The sequence below is a fragment of the Flavobacterium sp. genome, from assembly GCF_036405015.1.
Taxonomy (GTDB): domain Bacteria; phylum Bacteroidota; class Bacteroidia; order Flavobacteriales; family Flavobacteriaceae; genus Flavobacterium.
The window spans coordinates 44,299-66,697 of record NZ_DASWYK010000179.1; the positions used below are offsets into that span (position 1 = coordinate 44,299).

Annotated in this window: 22 protein-coding genes; 20 read left to right on the forward strand and 2 right to left on the reverse strand. The window is 33.5% G+C overall.

All coding sequences use genetic code 11. From position 1 onward, the window contains the following. Positions 1-23 precede the first annotated feature (23 nt). From VGE71_RS14840 to VGE71_RS14900, 13 genes are all read left to right on the forward strand, one after another. Positions 24-2,327, forward strand: coding sequence for a glycoside hydrolase family 65 protein (locus tag VGE71_RS14840; protein ID WP_331139033.1), 2,304 nt, complete (start codon positions 24-26; stop codon positions 2,325-2,327). Positions 2,328-2,354: 27 nt separating this feature from the next. Then, positions 2,355-4,469, forward strand: a complete 2,115-nt coding sequence (locus tag VGE71_RS14845; protein ID WP_331139034.1) for a glycoside hydrolase family 97 protein — start codon at positions 2,355-2,357, stop codon at positions 4,467-4,469. A gap of 111 nt (positions 4,470-4,580) precedes the next feature. Further along, complete coding sequence (locus tag VGE71_RS14850) at positions 4,581-5,294, forward strand: alpha/beta hydrolase-fold protein (RefSeq protein ID WP_331139035.1); 714 nt, start codon at positions 4,581-4,583, stop codon at positions 5,292-5,294. 30 nt (positions 5,295-5,324) lie between these two features. Continuing rightward, a complete protein-coding gene (locus VGE71_RS14855; RefSeq protein ID WP_331139036.1) occupies positions 5,325-7,187 on the forward strand; it encodes a glycoside hydrolase family 13 protein in 1,863 nt (620 codons plus the stop codon). A 209-nt stretch (positions 7,188-7,396) separates the two neighbouring features. Further along, complete coding sequence (locus VGE71_RS14860; protein WP_331139037.1) at positions 7,397-9,064, forward strand: alpha-amylase family glycosyl hydrolase; 1,668 nt, start codon at positions 7,397-7,399, stop codon at positions 9,062-9,064. 161 nt (positions 9,065-9,225) lie between these two features. After that, on the forward strand, positions 9,226-9,903 hold the full coding sequence (locus VGE71_RS14865) for a glycerophosphodiester phosphodiesterase (protein ID WP_331139038.1): 678 nt from the start codon (positions 9,226-9,228) through the stop codon (positions 9,901-9,903). An 83-nt stretch (positions 9,904-9,986) separates the two neighbouring features. Next, positions 9,987-11,195 (forward strand): NAD(P)/FAD-dependent oxidoreductase, encoded by a 1,209-nt coding sequence (locus tag VGE71_RS14870; RefSeq protein ID WP_331139039.1) that lies wholly within the window; start codon positions 9,987-9,989, stop codon positions 11,193-11,195. 6 nt (positions 11,196-11,201) lie between these two features. Beyond that, on the forward strand, positions 11,202-11,849 hold the full coding sequence (locus VGE71_RS14875; protein ID WP_331139040.1) for an HAD family hydrolase: 648 nt from the start codon (positions 11,202-11,204) through the stop codon (positions 11,847-11,849). A gap of 2 nt (positions 11,850-11,851) precedes the next feature. Beyond that, positions 11,852-12,424, forward strand: a complete 573-nt coding sequence (locus tag VGE71_RS14880; RefSeq protein WP_331139041.1) for a Crp/Fnr family transcriptional regulator — start codon at positions 11,852-11,854, stop codon at positions 12,422-12,424. Between the two features lie 60 nt (positions 12,425-12,484). After that, the gene (locus VGE71_RS14885; protein ID WP_331139042.1) at positions 12,485-13,159 is read left to right on the forward strand and encodes an MBL fold metallo-hydrolase; all 675 of its coding nucleotides are present in this window, start codon (positions 12,485-12,487) and stop codon (positions 13,157-13,159) included. A 73-nt stretch (positions 13,160-13,232) separates the two neighbouring features. Then, a complete protein-coding gene (locus VGE71_RS14890) occupies positions 13,233-13,931 on the forward strand; it encodes a hypothetical protein (RefSeq protein ID WP_331139043.1) in 699 nt (232 codons plus the stop codon). Positions 13,932-13,961: 30 nt separating this feature from the next. Continuing rightward, on the forward strand, positions 13,962-14,597 hold the full coding sequence (locus VGE71_RS14895) for a carboxypeptidase-like regulatory domain-containing protein (protein ID WP_331139044.1): 636 nt from the start codon (positions 13,962-13,964) through the stop codon (positions 14,595-14,597). Between the two features lie 127 nt (positions 14,598-14,724). Then, positions 14,725-15,432 carry a carboxypeptidase-like regulatory domain-containing protein gene (locus VGE71_RS14900; RefSeq protein ID WP_331139045.1) on the forward strand — a complete coding sequence of 236 codons (708 nt, stop codon included), beginning with the start codon at positions 14,725-14,727 and terminating at the stop codon, positions 15,430-15,432. Positions 15,433-15,447: 15 nt separating this feature from the next. Here the strand turns inward: VGE71_RS14900 and VGE71_RS14905 are convergent, their stop codons facing one another. Beyond that, positions 15,448-15,924, reverse strand: a complete 477-nt coding sequence (locus VGE71_RS14905; protein WP_331139046.1) for a TspO/MBR family protein — start codon at positions 15,922-15,924, stop codon at positions 15,448-15,450. A 313-nt stretch (positions 15,925-16,237) separates the two neighbouring features. Here VGE71_RS14905 and VGE71_RS14910 point away from each other — a divergent pair, with 313 nt between their 5' ends. From VGE71_RS14910 to VGE71_RS14940, 7 genes are all read left to right on the forward strand, one after another. Then, positions 16,238-17,320, forward strand: a complete 1,083-nt coding sequence (locus VGE71_RS14910) for a diphosphomevalonate decarboxylase (protein WP_331139047.1) — start codon at positions 16,238-16,240, stop codon at positions 17,318-17,320. A 30-nt stretch (positions 17,321-17,350) separates the two neighbouring features. Continuing rightward, positions 17,351-17,569 (forward strand): hypothetical protein, encoded by a 219-nt coding sequence (locus tag VGE71_RS14915; protein ID WP_331139048.1) that lies wholly within the window; start codon positions 17,351-17,353, stop codon positions 17,567-17,569. After that, positions 17,569-17,793 (forward strand): type II toxin-antitoxin system RelE/ParE family toxin, encoded by a 225-nt coding sequence (locus VGE71_RS14920; RefSeq protein ID WP_331139049.1) that lies wholly within the window; start codon positions 17,569-17,571, stop codon positions 17,791-17,793. Before VGE71_RS14915 ends, VGE71_RS14920 begins: the two co-directional genes overlap by 1 nt. Before the next feature lie 84 nt (positions 17,794-17,877). After that, positions 17,878-18,816, forward strand: a complete 939-nt coding sequence (locus VGE71_RS14925) for a mevalonate kinase (protein WP_331139050.1) — start codon at positions 17,878-17,880, stop codon at positions 18,814-18,816. A gap of 66 nt (positions 18,817-18,882) precedes the next feature. Continuing rightward, positions 18,883-19,473 carry a DUF502 domain-containing protein gene (locus VGE71_RS14930; RefSeq protein WP_331139051.1) on the forward strand — a complete coding sequence of 197 codons (591 nt, stop codon included), beginning with the start codon at positions 18,883-18,885 and terminating at the stop codon, positions 19,471-19,473. Positions 19,474-19,533: 60 nt separating this feature from the next. Next, positions 19,534-20,490 (forward strand): geranylgeranylglycerol-phosphate geranylgeranyltransferase, encoded by a 957-nt coding sequence (locus VGE71_RS14935; RefSeq protein WP_331139052.1) that lies wholly within the window; start codon positions 19,534-19,536, stop codon positions 20,488-20,490. 334 nt (positions 20,491-20,824) lie between these two features. Beyond that, positions 20,825-21,733, forward strand: coding sequence for a pseudouridine synthase (locus tag VGE71_RS14940; protein WP_331139053.1), 909 nt, complete (start codon positions 20,825-20,827; stop codon positions 21,731-21,733). Between the two features lie 62 nt (positions 21,734-21,795). Here VGE71_RS14940 and VGE71_RS14945 read toward each other — a convergent pair whose 3' ends face one another. Next, positions 21,796-22,398 (reverse strand): DUF937 domain-containing protein, encoded by a 603-nt coding sequence (locus tag VGE71_RS14945; RefSeq protein ID WP_331139054.1) that lies wholly within the window; start codon positions 22,396-22,398, stop codon positions 21,796-21,798. Position 22,399: the final 1 nt, after the last annotated feature.

Below are 22,399 nucleotides of genomic sequence, written 5' to 3' on the forward strand. Positions count from 1 at the left end.
CACAAAAAACACTGTAAAAACAAATGAATCAAGATTATATAAAACCAGACAATTGGTCCATAATAGAAGAAGGATTTGATGTCGAAAGAGTAAAATCGTCTGAAAGTCTTTTTAGTATCGGGAACGGTGCTATGGGACAGCGCGCGAATTTTGAAGAAACATATTCTGGCGAAACTTTCCAAGGAAGTTACATTGCAGGTATTTATTATCCAGACAAAACAAAAGTGGGCTGGTGGAAAAACGGTTATCCGAAATATTTCGCCAAAGTTTTAAATGCTCCAAACTGGATTGGAATTGATATCGAAATCAACGAAGAAAACCTTGATTTACACAATTGTACCGAAGTTAGAAATTTCCGAAGAGAATTGAACATGAAAGAAGGATGGTACAATCGTTCTTTTGAAGCAGTCCTTAAAAACGGAACTGAAATTTCAGTAAATATCCGTCGTTTTCTTTCTCTAGATTTAGACGAAGCCGGAGTGATCAAATACGATATTACACCTTTAAACAAAGATGCAAAAATCGTTTACAAACCGTATATCGATGCTGGTGTAACGAATGAAGATGCCAACTGGGAAGAAAAATTCTGGGAACCTCTTGAAGTTAAAAAAGGAACAAACGAAGCTTTTGTAACGGCTCAAACTTTCAAAACGCATTTTAAAGTTACGACTTTCATGCACAATACGATTTTGGCTAATGGTGAAGATGCTCATATTTCGCCTTCCACAATCGACTCAACAACAGATAAAGTTCAGTACACTTACGGAACTATTATCGCAAAAGGACAAACCTCAACAATTCAAAAAATTGGAGGTTATACGGTTTCTTTAAACCACGAAAACACTTTAGCTGGAGCAGAAAAAGTAATTAAATCTGCTGTGACGCTAGGTTACGAAACTTTGCTTCAAAACCAAATTGATGCTTGGGCAAAAGTTTGGGAAATGTCAGATATTACTATTGAAGGTGATGTCAAAGCACAGCAAGGAATTCGTTTCAACATTTTCCAATTGAACCAAACGTATTCAGGAAAAGACAGCCGATTAAACATTGGTCCAAAAGGATTTACTGGAGAAAAATACGGCGGATCTACATATTGGGACACTGAGGCGTATTGTATTCCGTTTTATATGGCTACAAAAGATCAGCAGGTTGCGAGAAACTTATTGACGTATCGTTACAATCAATTGGACAAAGCGATTGAAAACGCTAAAGATAATTTAGGTTTCAAAAATGGCGCAGCTTTGTACCCAATGGTAACCATGAATGGTGAAGAATGTCACAACGAATGGGAAATCACACATGAAGAAATTCACAGAAATGGAGCGATTGCTTTTGCGATTTACAACTATTACCGTTACACCGGAGATTACTCTTATATTCCAGAAAAAGGTTTAGAAGTGTTGATCGGAATTGCGCGTTTTTGGCATCAGAGAGCTTCTTTCTCTAAAGACAAAAACCAATATGTAATTCTTGGCGTTACAGGTCCAAACGAATACGAAAACAACATCAACAATAACTTCTACACGAATTATATTGCAAAATGGTGTATTGATTTTGCTTCGGAACAAATCGAAAAAGTCGCTTCAGAATATCCTGCAGATCACAAAAGAGTTTTAGATAAAGTAAATCTTTCATCAGCAGAAATTCAAGAATGGAAAAAAGTGGCAGATGACATGTACTTCCCTATTTCTGAAGAACTTGGAATCTACTTACAACAAGATGGTTTCTTAGACAAAGATTTAGTTCCAGTAAAAGATTTAGATAAATCACAGCGTCCTATTAACCAAAAATGGTCTTGGGATCGTGTGTTGCGTTCACCATACATCAAACAAGCCGACGTTTTACAAGGTTTTTATTTCTTCGAAGATCATTTTTCGAAAGAAGAATTAAAACGCAATTTCGAATTTTACGAATCATTTACAGTACACGAAAGTTCGCTTTCGCCTTGCGTACACTCGATTCAGGCTGCAGCTTTAGATAAAATGGACATGGCATATACATTTTATTTAAGAACCTCTCGTTTGGATTTGGATGATTATAATAAAGAGGTGGAAGAAGGTTGTCATATCACGTCAATGGCCGGTACATGGATGAGTATCGTGGAAGGCTTTGGAGGAATGCGTGTTAAAAATAACCAACTTCATTTCTCACCAAAAATTCCAAAAGAATGGAAAGGTTATTCGTTTAAAATCAATTTCAGAAACCAGATTTTAAAAGTTTCTGTAAATCATAATGAAACCACCTTTACAGTTGACGGTGATCAGGATTTAGAAATTATAGTAAATGGCAAAGCTATAACGGCTGATAAACTCGTACAAATTAATTAAATTACAATTCTCTAAAAATCTAAAAACATGAAAAACTTATTTTTCGCCAGTTTAGTTTTGTTTGCGGTTAGCACGATTGCTAAAGCGCAGCAATTAAAATCTCCCGAAGGAAAGTTCGTAATGGAATTTTCGCTTCAAAGCGACGGAACTCCAACTTACAACTTAAAATATAAAAACAAAGAAGTTGTAAAAACCAGTAAATTAGGTCTTGAACTTAAAGATGACAAAAAATCTTTATTGAATGATTTTACAATTGCTGATACTAAAACCTCAACTTTTGACGAAACTTGGAAACCAGTTTGGGGAGAAGTGGATCACATCAGAAATCATTATAATGAGTTGGCAGTAACTTTAAACCAAAAAAGCACAGACAGACAAATTGTAATTCGTTTTCGTTTGTTTGATGACGGTTTAGGTTTCCGTTACGAATTCCCAGCGCAAAAGAATCTTACTTACTTTGTAATTAAAGAAGAAAGATCTCAATTTGCCATGACTGGAGATCACACAGCTTTCTGGATTCCTGGAGATTACGATACTCAGGAATACGATTATACAAAATCTAAATTATCAGAAATTAGAGGTTTATCTCAAAAAGCTTACACAGCAAACGTTTCTCAAAAATCTTTTTCACCAACAGGAGTTCAAACTTCTTTGATGTTAAAAACAGCTGATGGAATCTACATCAACTTGCACGAAGCGGCTTTGATTGATTATTCTTGTATGCACTTGAATTTAGATGATAAAAACTTAGTTTTCGAATCTTGGTTAACACCAGATGCAAAAGGAGACAAAGGACACATTCAAGCGCCAAATCATTCGCCTTGGAGAACGATTATCGTGAGCGATGATGCAAGAGAAATTCTTTCATCAAAAATGACTTACAACTTAAATGATCCATCAAAAATTGACAATACTTCTTGGATTAAACCAGTAAAATACATTGGTGTTTGGTGGGAAATGATTACAGGAAAAAGCTCTTGGTCATACACAAACGATTATCCAACAGTTCAATTAGGTGTTACCGATTTCGCGAAAGCAAAACCAAACGGAACGCACGGAGCAAACAATGCTAACGTAAAAAAATACATTGATTTCGCTGCTGCAAATGGTTTTGATGCTGTTTTGGTTGAAGGATGGAACGAAGGCTGGGAAGACTGGTTTGGACATTCAAAAGATTATGTGTTCGATTTCTTGACGCCTTACCCAGATTTTGATGTAAAAGGTCTTCACGAATATGCAAAATCTAAAGGGGTGAAAATCATCATGCACCACGAAACTTCAGGTTCTGTTCGTAACTACGAGCGCCACATGGATGCTGCTTACAAATTCATGAACGATAACGGATACGATGCTGTAAAAAGCGGTTACGTAGGTGATATTTTGCCAAGAGGTGAAAATCACTACAGCCAATGGATTGTAAACCATTATCAATACGCAATCGAAAAAGCAGCTGATTATAAAATTATGGTAAATGCTCACGAAGCAGTTCGTCCAACTGGAATTGCAAGAACGTATCCTAACTTAATTGGAAACGAAGCAGCAAGAGGAACAGAATACCAAGCTTTTGGTGGTTCTAAACCAAATCACGTAACGGTTTTACCTTTTACAAGATTAATTGGTGGTCCAATGGATTACACGCCTGGAATCTTCGAAATGGATATCAGCAAAATGAATCCTGATAATAAATCGCATGTAAACAGTACAATCTGTAATCAATTGGCTTTATATGTTACAATGTACAGCCCATTGCAAATGGCTGCTGATACTCCAGAAAACTACAACCGTTTTCCAGATGCATTTCAATTCATTAAAGATGTTGCTGTAGATTGGTCTGAAAGTAAATATATCGAGGCTGAACCTGGAGATTTTATTACTGTAGCTCGTAAAGCAAAAGGAACAAACAACTGGTTCGTTGGAAACGTAAACGGAGAAACTCCACGTACATCAAACATCGATTTCAGTTTCCTTGAAAAAGGTAAAAAATATACCGCAACAATTTATGCTGATGCAAAAGATGCGCATTACAAAACAAATCCGCAGGCTTACACTATCAAGAAAATTGCTGTAACTAATAAATCTAAATTATCTCAGTTTTCTGCTCCGGGAGGAGGATATGCGATCAGCATTATTGAAACGAAATAATTTTCTAAAAGACAAGTAATTTCCCCCATAATTACTTGTCTTTTTACTATCAAATCAAATTAAGAAGTTAAATTTGAAGTACTTTTTTTCTTCATCTTTAGATAAATTAACATGAGCCTCAAACTTAACTTCCTGATTTTTCTTTTTGTCCTTTTCGGATTTAATACTTATTCTCAAAACAAAGCAAAAGCATCTTATGATTATCTTTTGTATTTGCCGAAAGATTATGCAAAAGGAACCAAAAAATATCCGCTTGTGATTTATTTGCATGGCGGTTCGCAAAAAGGAAACGATTTGAATAAACTGAAAATCTACGGCCTTCCCTATTTAGTAGAAAAAGGTCAGGATTTCGATTTTATAATAGCTTCTCCGCAATGTCCGGATAATAAATACTGGTCAACTGAGAATTGGTTTGAATCGCTTTATGCCGAATTAAATTCGAAATATAGAATCGATACAGACCGAATTTACCTCACTGGAATAAGCATGGGAGGTTATGGGACATTCATTACAGCTTTAGATTTTCCAGATAAATTTGCTGCTATTATGCCGTTTTGTGGCGGAGTAAACGACAGTGATTTAGCCCGAATCTGTAATTTGAGCAAAATTCCTGTTTGGACTTTTCACGGAACAGCCGATGATAAAATTCCATTTAGTGAAACCGAAAGAATTGAAAAAGGTTTGGAATCATGTGAAACCAATAAAAATTTCAAGTTTACTCGTTTAGAAAATCAAGGACATGAAATTCAGTATTTATATGAAACAAAACCTGAAATCTATAAATGGATGCTCAAACAGAAGAAATCGAATAAAATCAAAACTTGATTTTATTACACATTCATAAAAATACAAACTATGAAAAACCAAAAAACATCACTTATCTATAAATTAGTCCTTTTGGTTTTGTTGTTTTCCGCTTCCGCGAAAGCACAAATCCAAAAAGTAGAACCGCCTTTCTGGTATGCAGGAATGAAAAATTCGGAACTGCAGATTATGTTCTACGGAAAAAATATTTCGCACTACGAAACTTCGGTTTCCAACAATGTTGCGATTAAAAATGTCGAAAAAACAGAAAATCCAAACTATCTTTTCGTAACGATTGATACGAAAGATGTAAAGGCTTCTGAATTAGTTTTCTCTTTCAAAAACAATAATAAAGTTGCTTTTAAACAAAAATATACGCTAAAAGAAAGAAGAGCGAATTCTGCCGACAGAAAAAGTTACGATGCCTCTGATTTAATTTACTTAATCATGCCAGATCGTTTTGCAAACGGAAATCCGAAAAACGACAGCGACGCTTCTTTAACTGAAAAAGCAAACCGTCAAGATCCAAGTGGACGTCATGGCGGAGATATCGAAGGAATCATCAAAAACTTAGATTATATTTCGGCTCTTGGTGCCACTACAATCTGGAGCACGCCTTTATGCGAAGACAACGACAAACAGCATTCGTACCACACTTACGGACAATCTGATGTTTATAGAATCGATTCTCGTTACGGAACGAATGAAGATTATGTTCGTTTATCTAATGAAATGCACAAAAAAGACATGAAACTGGTTATGGATTATGTAACGAATCACTGGGGAATTACGCACTGGATGATGAAAGATATTCCAACAAAAACTTGGTTCAATCAATTCGAAAACTTTACGCAAACACACCACAGACGTGAAGTAATTACAGATATTCACGCTTCAAAAATCGATCAGGAAGTTTGTGTTGATGGTTGGTTTGTGCCTTCAATGCCGGATTTGAATTTAAGAAATCCGCTTGTTGCTAAATACTTAACTCAAAATGCCATTTGGTGGATTGAATATGCTAATTTGGATGGTTTCCGTGTGGACACTTATAATTATTCAGATAAAACGGCGATGGCAAATTGGGCAAAAGCGATTACAACTGAATATCCTAATTTTAATATTGTGGGTGAAATCTGGATGCACAATCAAGCGAATTTAGCTTTTTGGCAGAAAGACAGTAAAATTGGAGCGATTGAAAACTACAATTCAAATCTTCCTTCTGTAATGGATTTTACGCTTCAAAGTCAAATTACTTCTGCTTTCAACGAAAATGAGCCAAGCTGGGACAACGGATTGATTAAATTCTATAACAATTTTGCAATGGATTTTCTATATCCAGACACCAATAACATTTTGGTTTTTGCCGAAAATCACGATACCGATCGTATGAATGATAAGTTCAAATACGATTTACCAAAATACAAACTGGCTATGACTCTGTTGGCTACAGTTCGCGGAATCCCGCAGATTTATTACGGTTCAGAAATTGGAATGGGCGGTGATAAAGGTAAAGGCGGAGATGCCGATATTCGTCAGGATTTCCCAGGCGGATGGGCTGGAGATAAAAATAATGCTTTTACAAAAGAAGGAAGAACTCCAGAACAAGCTGCTTTCTTTGATTTCAGTTCAAAATTATTCACTTGGAGAAAAACAAACGAAGCCGTCCATTTCGGAAAAATGACACATTACATTCCTGAAAACAATACATATGTTTATTTCAGATATACAGATGCAAAAACAGTAATGGTAGTTTTCAATAACAATGCAAAAGAGCAAGTTGTAAAAACAAATCGTTTCAAAGAAAGCATCAAAAACTTTAAATCAGGAAAAGATGTTATCACAGGAAAAACTTTCGATTTAGCTTCTGAAATTACATTAGAACCAAAATCAGCTTTGGTTTTAGAATTGGAATAAAGCTTAACCGCAAAGGGCGCAATATTTTTTTGCCACAGATTAATTTGATTAACACTGATTTTTGTTCGCCACGAATTTCACGAATCTCCACGAATTATTTACTCCTATTTAAATTTGTGAAAATTCGTGAAATTCGTGGCAAAAGAAAAAAATCCTTTTAAATCCTTTTAATCTGTGGCTATTTTTTTCACCTAAAAAATTCCTAAATAATGAAAAAATACACTTTCCTTTTTTTATCTTTAGTATTCATAATTACGGGTTGTTCTGGCTCGAAATCAGTTACAATGAATAATAACAATACTTCGAAAATACCTTTTGTTTGGGAAGGAGCAAATGTTTATTTTTTACTTACAGACCGTTTTTACAACGGCGATAAATCAAACGATTCAAATTTCAACCGAACCAAAACTCCCGGAAAACTACGTGGATTTGAAGGCGGAGATATTATCGGAATCACTAAAAAAATCGAATCAGGTTATTTTGAAAAATTAGGAATCAATGCCATTTGGCTGACGCCGATTGTAGAGCAGATTCACGATGGTGTTGATGAAGGAACCGGATTGAGTTATGGTTTTCATGGTTATTGGGCAAAAGATTGGACAGCTTTAGATCCGAACTTCGGAACAAAAGAAGATTTAGCCAATTTGGTAAAAAAAGCACACGAAAAAGGTATCAGAATAGTTTTAGACGGCGTAATCAATCATACGGGTCCAGTAACTCCTGAAGATCCCGTTTGGCCTTCTGATTGGGTTAGAACGGGCGTTGTCTGTGATTATAAATCTTTCGAAAATACTACAATGTGTACTTTGGTTGATAATCTTCCTGATGTAAAAACGGAAAGTACTCAAAACGTAGAACTCCCTCCTTTTTTAATTGAAAAATGGAAAAAAGAAGGCCGTTATGAAAAAGAAATTGCTTCTTTAGACGAATTCTTCAAAAGAACAGGATATCCAAGAAGTCCCAAATATTACATTATAAAATGGCTGACCGATTATATTCTGGAATTTGGAATTGATGGTTACCGTGCCGACACCGTAAAACACACCGAAGAAGGGGTTTGGGCCGATTTCAAAAAAGAATGTGATTATGCTTTTGAAACCTGGAAAAAACACCACCCGATGCAGGTTTTAGATCAGAATCCATTTTATACGATTGCTGAAGTTTACGGTTACGGAATCAGCGGCGGACAAGATTATGATTTTGGAGATCGAAAAGTAAATTATTTTCAAAATGGTTTTAACAGCATGATCAATTTTGAATTTAAATGGAATGCTGGTCAAAGCGATTATGAAACTTTATTTTCGAAATATTCCAATCATCTAAATAACGAATTAAAAGGATATTCTGTTCTAAATTACGTTTCTTCTCACGACGACGGACAGCCTTTTGATGCCAATCGCGTAAAAGGTTTTGAAGCAGGAACAAAACTCTTACTTTCACCAGGAATGTCGCAAGTTTATTACGGAGACGAATCGAATCGTTCTTTGGTTATTGAAGGAACAAATGGTGATGCCACTTTACGTTCGAACATGAATTGGGACGATATACAAAACAATCCTGACACAAAATTCATGCTTTCACACTGGCAAAAATTAGGTCAGTTTAGAAGAAATCATCCTGCTGTTGGCGCTGGAGTTCATACGCAATTAAGCAGTCAACCGTATTTATTTTCAAGAACTTATTCTAAAGGATCTTTTTCAGATAAAGTATTAATTGGTTTAGATTTACCAGAAGGTCGTAAAGAACTCTCAGTATATTCCCTTTTCGAAAACGGAACTAAATTGCATGATGGTTTTTCCAATCAAGTAGCAGAAGTTGTTGATGGAAAAGTGATTATTGACAGCGAATTTGGAATTGTTTTACTCGAAAAGATTTAACCGCAAAGACGCAAAGTTTTACGCAAAGCACGCGAAGGTTTTTTAGCCACGAATTCACGAATTTATTTTTTTACAATCTATGAGAATAAAAATTCGTGAATTCGTGGCTATTTATTTTCATAAATCTTTGCGACCTTTGCGGTTAGAAAAAAACTCAGAAAATGCTAAAAATAGCTCACAGAGGTGCAAAAGCATACGAACCTGAAAACACACTTCAAGCGTTTCAAAAAGCCTTAGACTTACATTCAGACGGAATCGAATTGGACGTTCACCTAAGCGCTGACGAACATATTATCGTAATGCACGACGAAACCATCGATAAAATGACCAACGGGAAAGGCGATATAAACAAATACACTTTAGCCGAATTAAAGTCATTTCGAATCGCTGAGAAACTCCAAATTCCAACGCTGAATGAAGTTTTTGATTTAGTAGATAAAAAATGCTTCATTAACGTTGAGTTAAAAAACGCTGATACTTCAAAAAATGTGGTTTCGTTAATCGAAGAATACATCAATGAAAAAGGTTGGAATTACGAACATTTTATCATTTCGAGTTTCGATTGGAATGCTTTAACAGCAGTTCAAAAACTAAATCCAAACATTCCGATTGGTGTTTTAACAGAAGAAAATGTTGATGATGCTTTGGCTTTCGCCGAAAAAATAAAAGCAAAAGCAATTCATCCTGATTTTCATTTATTGAATAAAGAAAATGTTCAGCAAATTCAAGAAAAAGGATTCTTAGTTTTCCCTTGGACTGTAAACTCGGATGAAGACATTCAAAAAGTAAAAAGTTATAAAGTAAACGGAATTATCTCTGATAATCCAGATAAAATATAAAGTTTAAATAGCCACGAATTCACGAATTTTTTTCTCATAGATTGTAAAAAAATAATTCGTGAATTTGTGGCGAAAACCAAAATATGATTAAAAATTTCGATATCATCATCGTTGGCGGAGGCGCTGCAGGTTTTTTTACCGCAATTAATATTGCTGAGAAAAATCCGAAACTGAAAATCGCCATTTTGGAAAGAGGAAAAGAAGTACTTTCTAAAGTCCGCGTTTCTGGTGGCGGACGATGCAACGTAACACACGCTTGTTTTGAACCCAACGAATTAGTGAAATTTTATCCTCGTGGTGAAAAAGAACTTCGCGGGCCCTTTCATCAATTCTGTTCTGGAGATACGATCGAATGGTTTGAAAAACACGGTGTCGAATTAAAAATCGAAGAAGATGGCAGAATGTTTCCGGTTTCGAATTCATCACAAACTATAATCGATTGTTTTCTAAAAGCAACAGAAAAATTAGGCATTAAAGTATTGACAGGTCAAAGCGTTCAATCCATTTTCAAAAAAGAAAATCATTGGAAAATTGATACTCAGAACGAAAACTTTGCTACAGAAAAATTGATTATGGCGACTGGAAGCAATCCAAAAATCTGGGAAATGCTTCAAGAACACGGTCACGCCATTGTAAGCCCTGTGCCTTCCCTATTTACTTTCAACATTAAAGATTCGCGAATTAAAGAATTACCTGGCGTTGTGGCACAAGTTACTGTAAATGTAAAAGACACTAAATTAGAATCAACAGGACCTTTGTTAATCACACATTGGGGAATGAGCGGACCAGCGATTTTGAAACTTTCGGCTTGGGGCGCACGTATTCTGCACGATAAAAATTATCAGTTTACCATTTTTGTGAATTGGTTAAATGATGTCGATTTTGAAGATGCCGAAAAAATCTTAAAAGAATTAAAACAAGAACACGCTAAAAAAGCAGTTTCTAAAAAATCACCTTTTGATTTTCCGAATCGTTTGTGGGAAAGTTTAGTTTTGGCTTCGGGAATTGATTCTGAAACCAAATGGGCAGATTTATCTAAAAATCAATTGCAAAATCTAGCTTCACAACTAACAAAAGCCGAATTTAAAGTCAACGGAAAAAGTACTTTCAAAGAAGAATTTGTAACCGCTGGCGGAATCGATTTAAAGGAAATCAACTTTAAAACAATGGAAAGCAAAATTCACGAAAACCTTTATTTTGCTGGCGAAATTGTCAATATCGATGCTATAACAGGAGGATTTAATTTTCAGAATGCCTGGACAAGCGGGTTTATTCTGGCTCAAAATATTTAATACAAAATGAAATTTAAAGGAATTATTTTCGATTTAGACGGCACATTAGTCAATTCACTAGAAGACATTTCAGATGCGATGAATAAAGTGCTTCAAGGTCTAAATTTCCCAACGCATAATTACGATACCTATCAATATTTTATTGGAAGCGGATTGCGAAATCTAGTGAGCAAAGCGTTACCAGCAAACAACAATTCAGACGAGCAAATCGAAATTTGTTTTGAATGTATGATTAACGAATATCGTGAAATCTGTACGCTGAAAACAAAACCTTATGATGGCATTGTCGAGTTGTTAGAAAATCTGACTTCGCAAAACATCAAAATGGCTGTTTTCTCTAATAAAGCAGACGAATTGACAAAAAAAATAGCATCAGAAATATTTCCAAATCATTTTGATACAGCGGTTGGTTTGAGTACTGAAGCACTTAAAAAACCAAATCCGTTTGAAGCTTTAGAAATTGGTAAAAAATGGAATCTAAAACCCGAAGAAATTCTCTTTGTAGGAGATTCTGATATCGATATGCAAACGGCTGTCAATGCAAATATGTTTCCGGTTGGCGTGACTTGGGGTTACAGAACCGAAGAAGAATTGAAAAACAGCGGTGCAAAACTGGTTGTCAATACAGCTTCAGAATTGATTGAGATTCTATAAAAATGCATCTTTCATTACAAAAACAAATCACAGCGATTGCCTCTTTTTCTGAAAATGAAATCGAGACAATTGCTTCTTGTTTTGAATATGAAACCTTTAATGCCAAAGAATATCTTTCGGAAATGGGAAAAATCAGCAACAAGATTTTCTTTATTCTAAAAGGATTGGCGAGAGTTTATTACTTAAAAGATGGAAAAGAAATCACAACGTATTTAAGTTGTGACGAAGGTTTTATTGCTTCATATTCCAGCTTTATCAATCAGACGCCATCATTTGAAAATATTCAGTGTATCGAAGATTGTGAAGTACTTTCGATTACTTTCGAAAAAATGCAGTTTCTCTATAATCAAATCCCGAATTGGGAACGTGTTGGGAGAATTTTAGCCGAGCAAAATTACCTATGTATGGCAGACAGAGTTTTAAAACTACAAATGATCCCTGCCAAAGAAAAATACCAGACTTTTTTAGCTTCGGCTCCAGCCAAAATCATTCAGAGAACGCCTCTAATTTATATCGCTTCTTTTCTCGGAATTACGCCAGAATCGCTAAGCAGAATCCGTCAAGATATTTCTTAACATTTATCAAGTGGATTGAAAAACCGAATTCGAATCTTTGTCAAAACAAAATTTTAAAAGATGAAGGAAATCGCTCAAAACGTTTATCAAATCCCATTATTTCCTCGAAACGCTATCAACTGTTATTTGATTGAAGATGTTTTAATTGATGCGGGAATTAGAACTTCTGCCAGTAAAATATTAAAAGCAATAGAGGACAAATCCGTTACTCAACATGTGCTGACACACGCCCACGCTGATCATCAAGGAAGCAGTAAAGTGATCTGTGAAACTTTGAACATTCCGCTTTTATGCAGTGAACCTGAAAAAGAATTTGCCGAAAACGGAAATGTAATTACAGAATACCCAAATCCGAATCATATTATTTCAAAATTTCAGAAGAATTTCTGGGCTGGAAAAGGACATTCCGTTTCAGAGACTTTAAAAGAAGGCGATCAAATTGGCGGATTTACCGTTATTGAAACTCCAGGACATTCTAGAGGTCATTTGTCTTTTTTTAGAGAAAAAGACGGCGTTTTAATTGTTGGCGATGTTATTACAAACATGAATCTTTTAACTACAAAAGTAGGTTTGCATGAACCGCCTCATTTATTCACTTCAGATCAAGAAACGAATAGGAAATCGATTCTAAAATTGACTTCATTACAACCTAAAACACTCTGTTTTGGTCATGGACCTGTTTTATTTAATAATGGAGAATTAGAGAAATTCAAAAACTCGATTCATTTTAATTAACAAGAATTTACAGATTCTGTAAGTTTTCGTTAAGACTATTCTAATAATTTTACTCTCAACTAATTAATCCTATATGAGAGTAAAATTACTTACCACAATTTCTATTTTCACTTACCAATTAAGCGTTTCTCAAACCGAAAAAGTGTTAAACGGAAAAGTTCTTTCGCAAAATATACCACTTAATAAAGTGGAAGTAATTAATAAAACAGCTAAAACGAGTACGAGGACAAATGAAATGGGAGAATTCTCTATTCTGGTTCGGCCAAAAGATAGTTTGCTTTTTTTCTCTAAAGATTACTTTTTTAAACGATTAAAAATTTCTCAGGACAATATTGATCAAAATAATATTGCTGTCAATATGATTTTGAGACCCGAAGAATTAGATGAAGTTTTAATTACCCAAATTTCATTTCCTAAAGTTAAAGCCGCCGACGAAAATTCTACTGTAAGACCAAAGCCTGCAATATCAAATCCTGGCGTTTATACTGGAAGTATTGCAAATGGAGCAGATTTACTGGCTATATTTAGTTTGTTTATGAAAAAAGATAAAAAGGCAAAGATCAAATCTAACGAATTAGATTTCAAAAAATTAGCCGAAGCCACAGTTCCGTTAGATTTCTTTACAAATGATCTTAAAATAACTCCAGAAGAAAAAGAATTGTTTCTACAATTTTGCGATGCCGATCCTCAGGCTAAAACTCTTGTAGAACGCAAAAATTTACTTTACACCATGGACTTTTTAATTACTAAAAATAAAGAGTTTAAAAATTAAATTCTGGAATTAAAAACTAAAAGCCATTAAATGAAAGTAAAATTACTCACAACCATTTCTTTTTTCACTTACCAATTAAGTATTTCTCAAACCGAAAAAGTATTGAACGGAAAAGTTCTTTCGCAAAACGTTCCGCTTGACAAAGTCGAAGTAATCAATAAAACGGCTAAAATAAGTACAACTACAAATGCATCAGGAGAGTTTTCTATTGTTGTAAAAGAGCAAGATAGCTTATTGTTTTTTGTAAAAGATTATTTAATCACAAGATTAAAAATTACAGCAAAAGAAATCGAAACCAATAATCTTATTGTAAAAATGACTCCGAAAGCGGAAGAATTAAATGAAGTCGTGATTTTAGACAAAAAAACGACCTCAATTTCACTCAGCAAAGAAGAAATAAAGGAAATCAAACTAAACAGTCACAAATCAAAAGAAGGATTAAAAATTGAAAATTTTTACGAAGTAAAAGCTGATCCTTTGAGTATTGATTTTATTAAGATTGGCAAACTAATTTATAATTTATTAAAAAAAGAGGAAGAAAAACCAAAAAAGGAAATTCCAAAAATTGATTTTAAGAAATTAGTCGCGACGACTTGTACAGAAGATTTTTTCACTCAAGATTTAAAATTAAATCTTGAAGAAAAAGAACTTTTCCTTCAGTTCTGAGATGCCGATCCAAAATCTAAAATACTTCTGGTAAATTTAAACATTCTTGAAACCATGGATTTTTTACGTACTAAAAACAAAGAGTTTAAAAAATTAAATTCTGGAATTAAAAACTAAAATCCATTAAATGAAAGTAAAATTACTCACAACCATTTCTTTTTTTACTTACCAATTAAGTATTTCTCAAACCGAAAAAGTATTAAATGGAAAAGTTCTTTCACAGAATACACCACTTAACCAAGTGGAAGTAATTAATAAAACGGCTAAGACCAGTACAACAACGAATGAATTGGGAGAGTTTTCAATTTTGGCAAAAGCGCAGGACAGTCTGCTTTTTTTCTCGAAAGATTACTTTTTCAAAAGATTAAAAATTTCTCAGGAAAACATGAATCAAAACAATATTATTGTGAATATGATTTTGAAACCTGAAGAATTGAATGAAGTTGTCGTAACGAATATTGAATTTGATAAAGTCAAATTCGATGCAGATGCTGTAGCAGATGTTTTAATCGACAAAACTGCCAAAGATTTATTTTGGAATACAGGAGTTAATGATAATACAATTAGAGAAGCGCTTCGAGTTTCGATTCCTTTAAAAGGCAAGCGAAAGAAAACAATCGAAGTTGACGACGATCGTTTTAAGAAACTCGTAATTGCTTATTGTCCACCTGATTTTTTTATCAATAATCTAAAAATAAAGTCCGAAGAAAAGGAACTTTTTTTTGATTTTTGTGAATCAGATCCGAAATCGAAAACACTTCTGGAAAATCCAAATGTATTGACCGTTATGGATTTTCTTTATGCTAAAAATCAAGAATTTAAGAAGCTGAAGTAACCTAAAAACCTGAAACTATTTGTTAAGCCACCAAATACTAGCATTTAAAACCGTTGCAAATCCAACCCAAAGCAAATACGGAATCAATAAATAAGCTGAAGTTTTATTGATTTTGATGAATTTCAAATATGTTTCGTAAATCATCAGCCATAACAGCACAATTTCAATTAATGCTAACATCGGATTTTTTAATCCGAAGAATAAATACGACCAAATCGAGTTTAAAATTAATTGAATGATGAAGAATAAAAGTGCTTTTTTAACCTCTTCTGTATTTTCTTTTATTCTGTCCCAAACTAAAGCAGCCGCAACAGCCATAAAAATATAAAGCACAGTCCAAACTGGCATAAAAATCCAATTCGGCGGATTAAAAACCGGCTTTTCTAATGTTACATACCAAGTCTCAATACTTGGTCTTGTAACCAAACTTGCAGAATATCCTACTGTTAAACAAATTACTAAAGCTATTGCGATTTTTACGAACTTATTCATGGTGACAAATTTTGAATTCAAAAGTAATCAAAAGAAAAGTTTTTCACCATATAAGTCATGTAAGTTCATTTTAGCAAACCCAACTTATAATTTCTTATATGACTTAAATGGTGAAAAAAATTTAAACCATATAATTCATGTAAGTTCATTTTAGCAAACCCAACTTATAATTTCTTATATGACTTATATGGTAGAAAAAAAATTAAACCATATAAGTGATGTAAGCTCATTTTAGTAAAGCTGCTTATAATTTCTTATATTACTTATATGGTGAAAAAATTTAAAACTTATCTTTGCCAAAATTTTATAATTCATGTATTCAGCAACTGATTTTATACCAAATCCATATACTTCAACAATCGAAAACGGAAACTTTGAATGGAGTGCTCCAAGCAACATTGCATTGGTAAAATACTGGGGAAAGAAAGACAACCAGATTCCCGCAAATCCATCGGTAAGTTTTACTTTGAATAATTGTAAAACCATTACAAAACTGGCTTTTGCAAAAAAAGAAAATCAAGGAACTTTTTCTTTTGATTTGCTTTTTGAAGGACAGCCAAAAGAAGATTTCAAACCAAAGATTCAGAAGTTTTTGGAAAGAGTTGAAATTTATTTGCCGTTTTTGAAAGATTATCATTTTACAATTGATACTCAAAATACATTTCCGCATAGTTCTGGAATTGCTTCTTCGGCTTCTGGAATGGCGGCTTTGGCAATGAATTTTATGAGTTTGGAAAGAAAATTGAATCCTGAAATGAACGATGATTATTTCTATCAAAAAGCTTCATTTTTGGCTCGTTTAGGTTCTGGAAGTGCCTGCCGAAGCGTAAAAGGAAATGTAGTCGTTTGGGGAAATCAAGCTAATATTGAAGGAAGCACGGATTTATTTGGAGTTGAATTTCCATATACAATTCATGATAATTTCAAGAATTACCAAGACACCATTTTATTGGTTGATAAAGGCGAAAAACAAGTTTCAAGTACTGTTGGACATGATTTGATGCACAATCATCCGTATGCTGAAAGACGTTTTGCACAAGCACACGAAAATCTGGATAAATTAATCGCCATTTTTGAAAACGGAAATCTAGACGAATTCATCAAAGTAGTAGAAAGCGAAGCTTTGACTTTACATGCCATGATGATGACTTCGATGCCGTATTTTATTTTGATGAAACCAAATACTTTACAGATTATAAATGCGATTTGGAAATTCAGAAATGAAACTCAAATTCCGGTTTGTTTTACACTTGATGCTGGAGCAAATGTGCATGTATTATATCCCGAAAACGTTGCCGAAAAAGTACTTCAATTTATTCAGGACGAATTAGTTGTATTTTGTCAGAATGCTCAGTACATTTGCGACAAAATTGGAGAAGGTGCAATTGCATTATAATTTTGCGTATCTTTAGTTAAATTTTTGGTTATGGACATTCAATTAGAAAAACTCGAATTAATAAAGTTGTTAGCAGACACTGAAAATCCAGCTATACTAAAATCTATTCGAAAAATTTTCAAAAAAGAACAGAAAGATTGGTGGGATGATTTGACTGATGAACAAAAGGCAGAAATTGAAGAAGGGGAAAGACAAATTGAACGTGGTGAATTTATCCTTTACGAAGATATGATGAAAAAATACCGTTAATGAAAAGAACTATAATCTTTTCAAAAAACGCACAAAAAAGTTTATTTGATCTATTCGAGTACCTAGAAATGAAATGGTCGGAGAAAGTAAAAAATAAATTTATATCAAATCTAGACAAAGTAATTTATCTAATACAAATAGAACCTGAAATTTTTCCTAAATCAGAATTAAATAATAAATATCGCAAGTGTGTTTCGTCAAAACAAACAATAATATATTATTAATTCAACACAAAAAGAATTGAAATAATTGCTTTTTTCGACACAAGACAAGACCCAAATAAAATAAAAAAAGACATTAAATAAATCATGAAAGGACCTTTATTTTACTCAAAAATATTACTCTTTGGAGAATACGGAATTATCCGCGACTCTAAAGGACTTTCTATTCCTTATAATTTTTATAATGGCGCTTTGAAAAAAAGCGAAGAACCTTCAGATGAAGCTATTGCATCTAACAGAAGTTTAAGAAGTTTTGCTTCTTATCTTGAAGTACTGCATACGCAACAGCCGGAATTGGTTACTTTCGATTTAGAAACTTTAAAAAATGATGTCGAAACTGGAATGTATTTCGATTCTAGTATTCCTCAAGGATATGGCGTTGGAAGCAGCGGTGCGCTTGTTGCAGCTATTTATGATAAATATGCTACAAACAAAATCACAGTTCTGGAAAATCTGACTCGCGAAAAACTATTACACTTAAAAAATATATTTTCTCAAATGGAAAGCTTTTTCCACGGAAAAAGTTCTGGTTTAGACCCATTAAACAGCTATTTGAGTATTCCGATTTTAATTAATTCTAAAGATAATATTGAAGCAACTGGTATTCCGACTCAGAGTTTTGACGGAAAAGGCGCAGTGTTTTTATTAGATTCAGGTATTGTTGGAGAAACAGCTCCAATGGTTAGTATTTTCATGGAAAACTTAAAAGACAAAGGTTTCCGTGCCATGCTAAAAAATCAATTTGTAAAATATACTGATGCCTGCGTAGACAATTTTCTTCATGGCGATATGAAGTCTTTGTTTACCAACACCAAAAAACTTTCTAAAGTTGTTTTAAATCATTTTAAACCTATGATTCCAGAACAATTTCACGGAATCTGGCAGCACGGAATTGACACCAACGATTATTACCTAAAACTTTGCGGTTCTGGTGGAGGTGGTTACATTCTTGGTTTTACAGAAGACCTGGAGCGTGCAAAAAATGCTTTAAAAGATTATAAATTAGAAGTCGTTTATCAATTTTAATTCCCTTACAAGCCGAAGTTATTTGAGTAGATTTTTATAAGTTTTTCATCCTAAAAGTTATTTATTATGAAAAGTATTTTAAAAATAATTAAAGCAACTTTTTTAGGAGGAATTCTATTTTTAGCACCTTTAGTTGTACTGCTTCTTATTCTTGAAAAAGGATATGGTATTATTCAAAAAGTCACTCTTCCGCTAGTAAATAATCTTCCGAGAATACATGTTTTAGGAATTGCACTTCAGGAGCTTGTTGGTATAATCATTATTATTCTGATTTGTTTTTTAGCAGGTTTGTTAGCCAAAACTTCTAAGGCAAAAAAACTGATTCAGAAATTGGAAGATGGCATTTTAAGTTTTGTTCCCGGTTATTCATTTATGAAAAGCATGAATGAAAATATTATGGGAATTGAATCTAAAGAAAATTTAAAAGTAATTTTAGTTCCTACAGATGCTGGCTGGCAATTTGCTTTTTTGATCGAACAAATTGACGAAAACAATTTTACTGTTTTTGTTCCAGATGCTCCAAATCCGTGGAGTGGTTCTGTGGTTTTTGTAGAGAAAAAAGACATCAAAGAAGTTGATATGTCTCAAAAACAAGCTTTGGCATGCATCAGAAAATTAGGTTTTGGCTCTAAAGAATTGTTAAAAAACCAACTCTAAATTTTTAAAATCAAAAATATCTTTTAACTTCCCTAATCTAATCCTTTACAAATTCTATTTATGTTAAGCAGACAACAAAAACTTTTAATAATGAAAATTGTTAGTCTGTTTTCTGTGGTTAGAGGTTACAACATTCCTATTATTGTTTTAGCGCAATATTTATCGGCTATTTTTATTCTTGCGCCAGAAATTAGAGCGCTGGATATTCTACTTGATTTCTATTTATTTTTGATTGTTTTTGCTTCGGCTGTTACGATTGCTTCGGGTTATATTATCAATAATTTTTACGATAGTCAGAAAGATTTAATTAATAGGCCCAACAAATCGATGCTGGATCGTTTGGTGAGTCAGAAAACGAAATTAACGGTTTATTTTAGCTTGAACTTTTTGGCAGTTTTAATGGCCTCTATTGTTTCGTGGCGCGCATTTTTATTCTTTTCTGCTTACATTTTTCTGATTTGGTTTTATTCTCATAAAATTAAAAAATATCCAATTATCGGAAATCTCATGTCGGCTTTGCTTGCTGTAACTCCGTTTTTTGCCATTCTACTGTATTTTTACAATAAGATTTCTTTTGAAGAAATTGAAAATCACATGAGCCATTTTGTGGTGATTTCAGCACATGCCGTTTTCTTGTTTTTACTTTTATTGATTCGCGAAATGATAAAAGATTTAGAGAATTTAAAAGGCGATTTGGTAAACGATTATAGAACTATACCTGTAATTTATGGAGAGAAAATCTCGAAACAGATTATTACTGCTTTGACGATTTCTACCATTTTTCCGGTTTATATTTTAGTAAACGTTTATGATGTAGGTTATATGGACATTTACTTTTATGTTTGTTTTGGAGTTTTAATTTTCTTTTTGATGTTTTTATGGAGATCCGATTCTAAAGAACATTTTTTAAGGCTTCATAATCTTTTGAAGTTCTTGATTGTTTCTGGGGTTTTCTGCATTGTTTTGATTAATCCGAGTGTTTTGTGGCACGGGCGCGAGTTGATTTCTAACTATTAAGTTTTTTTATTCCACAGAGATACTCTAAGAGGTTTCGCAGAGATTCGCAAAGTTTTTTGTGATGCTTTGTGTCTACTTTATGAATCTCTGTGAAACATCTAAAAATGTTTAAAAGAAGCCAATTGTTTGAGTCTAGCCCCGATTGAAGTGGAAATCTTTTTATTTTTTTCTTTAAAAAATAAAAAATTGGGAACGGAAAGCGGGAAACCATGTTAAAAAAAATGCCGGTTGTGATGCTTCTTATTCCTCTAAAAATCAAAGCTATTAATCTAAGAACAATGAACTTAAGTTTTATTAGCAGGAAAAAACTATCTTTGCACAAATTAATAATTTTATGAACAACAAGGAAGGCAATAATAAAAGAGGCGGATCGAGACCAAATAGCTCAAGATCAAACTCTAATAAGCCAAAACCTCCTATGGCGAAACGTGCGCAAGGGCCGAAAAAAGTGAAACCGGAGGTTAAAGCCGCTAATGCTGCTGCGGAAGAAAAATTTAAAAAACAGAATCAGGCTCCGAAAAGACAAAAGGCTTCAGATGAAATTCGTTTGAATAAATACATCTCAAATTCTGGTGTTTGTTCTCGTCGTGATGCTGATATTTATATTCAGTCTGGAAACGTGAAAGTTAACGGAACTGTTGTTACCGAAATGGGATATTTGGTAAAATTGAATGATGTTGTAAACTTTGATGGTGTTACATTAACTCCTGAAAAGAAAGAATATATTTTGTTGAATAAGCCTAAAAACTTTACAACTGCTCTTGATGAAGGTCAGGAATATCGTAACGTTCTAGAACTTGTACGTGGTGCAACAAATGCAAAAATTGCTGCTATCGGAAGAATGGACAAGAACACTACAGGTTTATTGGTATTTACAAATGATACGGATATGATTCGTAAGTTTACTTTACCAAACCAAAAATCGTCTAAAATTTATCAGGTTTCTTTAGATAAAAACTTGAAATTTGAAGATTTAGAAAAAATCAGTAAAGGTTTGGTTCTTGACGGACACCGCGTTTTTATTGAGGAAATTAGTTATATTGATAATGAACCAAAAAGCGAAGTAGGTCTTAAACTACGTACAGCAAATGTAAAAGTGGTTCGCTCTATTTTTGAATCTTTCGAGTACAATGTGCTTCGAATTGACCGTGTTTCTTTTGCTGGTTTAACCAAAAAGAATCTTCCGAGAGGAAATTGGCGCTTTTTGACCGAACAAGAAATTATCAATTTGAAAAACGTTTAATCGTTTCTCAAATTTGAATGATACAGAATCCTGTTTTCTTTTGAAAATGGGATTTTTTTATTTTAGAAACTGAAAAAATTATGTCCGAAAAGGGTAAAAATTGATCTTCCCATAGATTGGCTTTTGTCTTCGACTGTTTCGTAACATGAAAAACCAAGGATGATTTTGATTCCGGGCGGAATACTGTTTAAGATATCTCTTTTTTGATCTTCAAGAAGTAATTTTAGGCTTTCTATTAGTTGAAGATTATATCTTAGGTAAGACATTACAAGAAGAGCTGAAAAGTTAAGTATTTCTCTAGCTGTTTCGCTTTTGATTCCGACTTCGTTTGAAACCATTTCTGAAATTCTTCCTTTTTTATTGGAAAACAATTCTTTAAGTAAAGCGTTTCCTTCTAAACGGTAGCAGTCATCTACTGATAAAATCCTGCCTGCATTAAAATCGATTTCCTGGTAAAAGGTTGAATCTTCTTGTATCATTGAAACGATTTCGGAGTAAAAATCAGATTCTTCGGCTTTGTTGTAGAGTCCCATTAAAATTGTACCGATCGAGACATCAATTCCCTTTATCAAAAGAGCATCATTTTCAAAATAAAACTTATTTAATTTGGAGACAACATTAGATGATATAAAACGTCTAAGTTCAATTTGTAGGTTTGGGGTCATA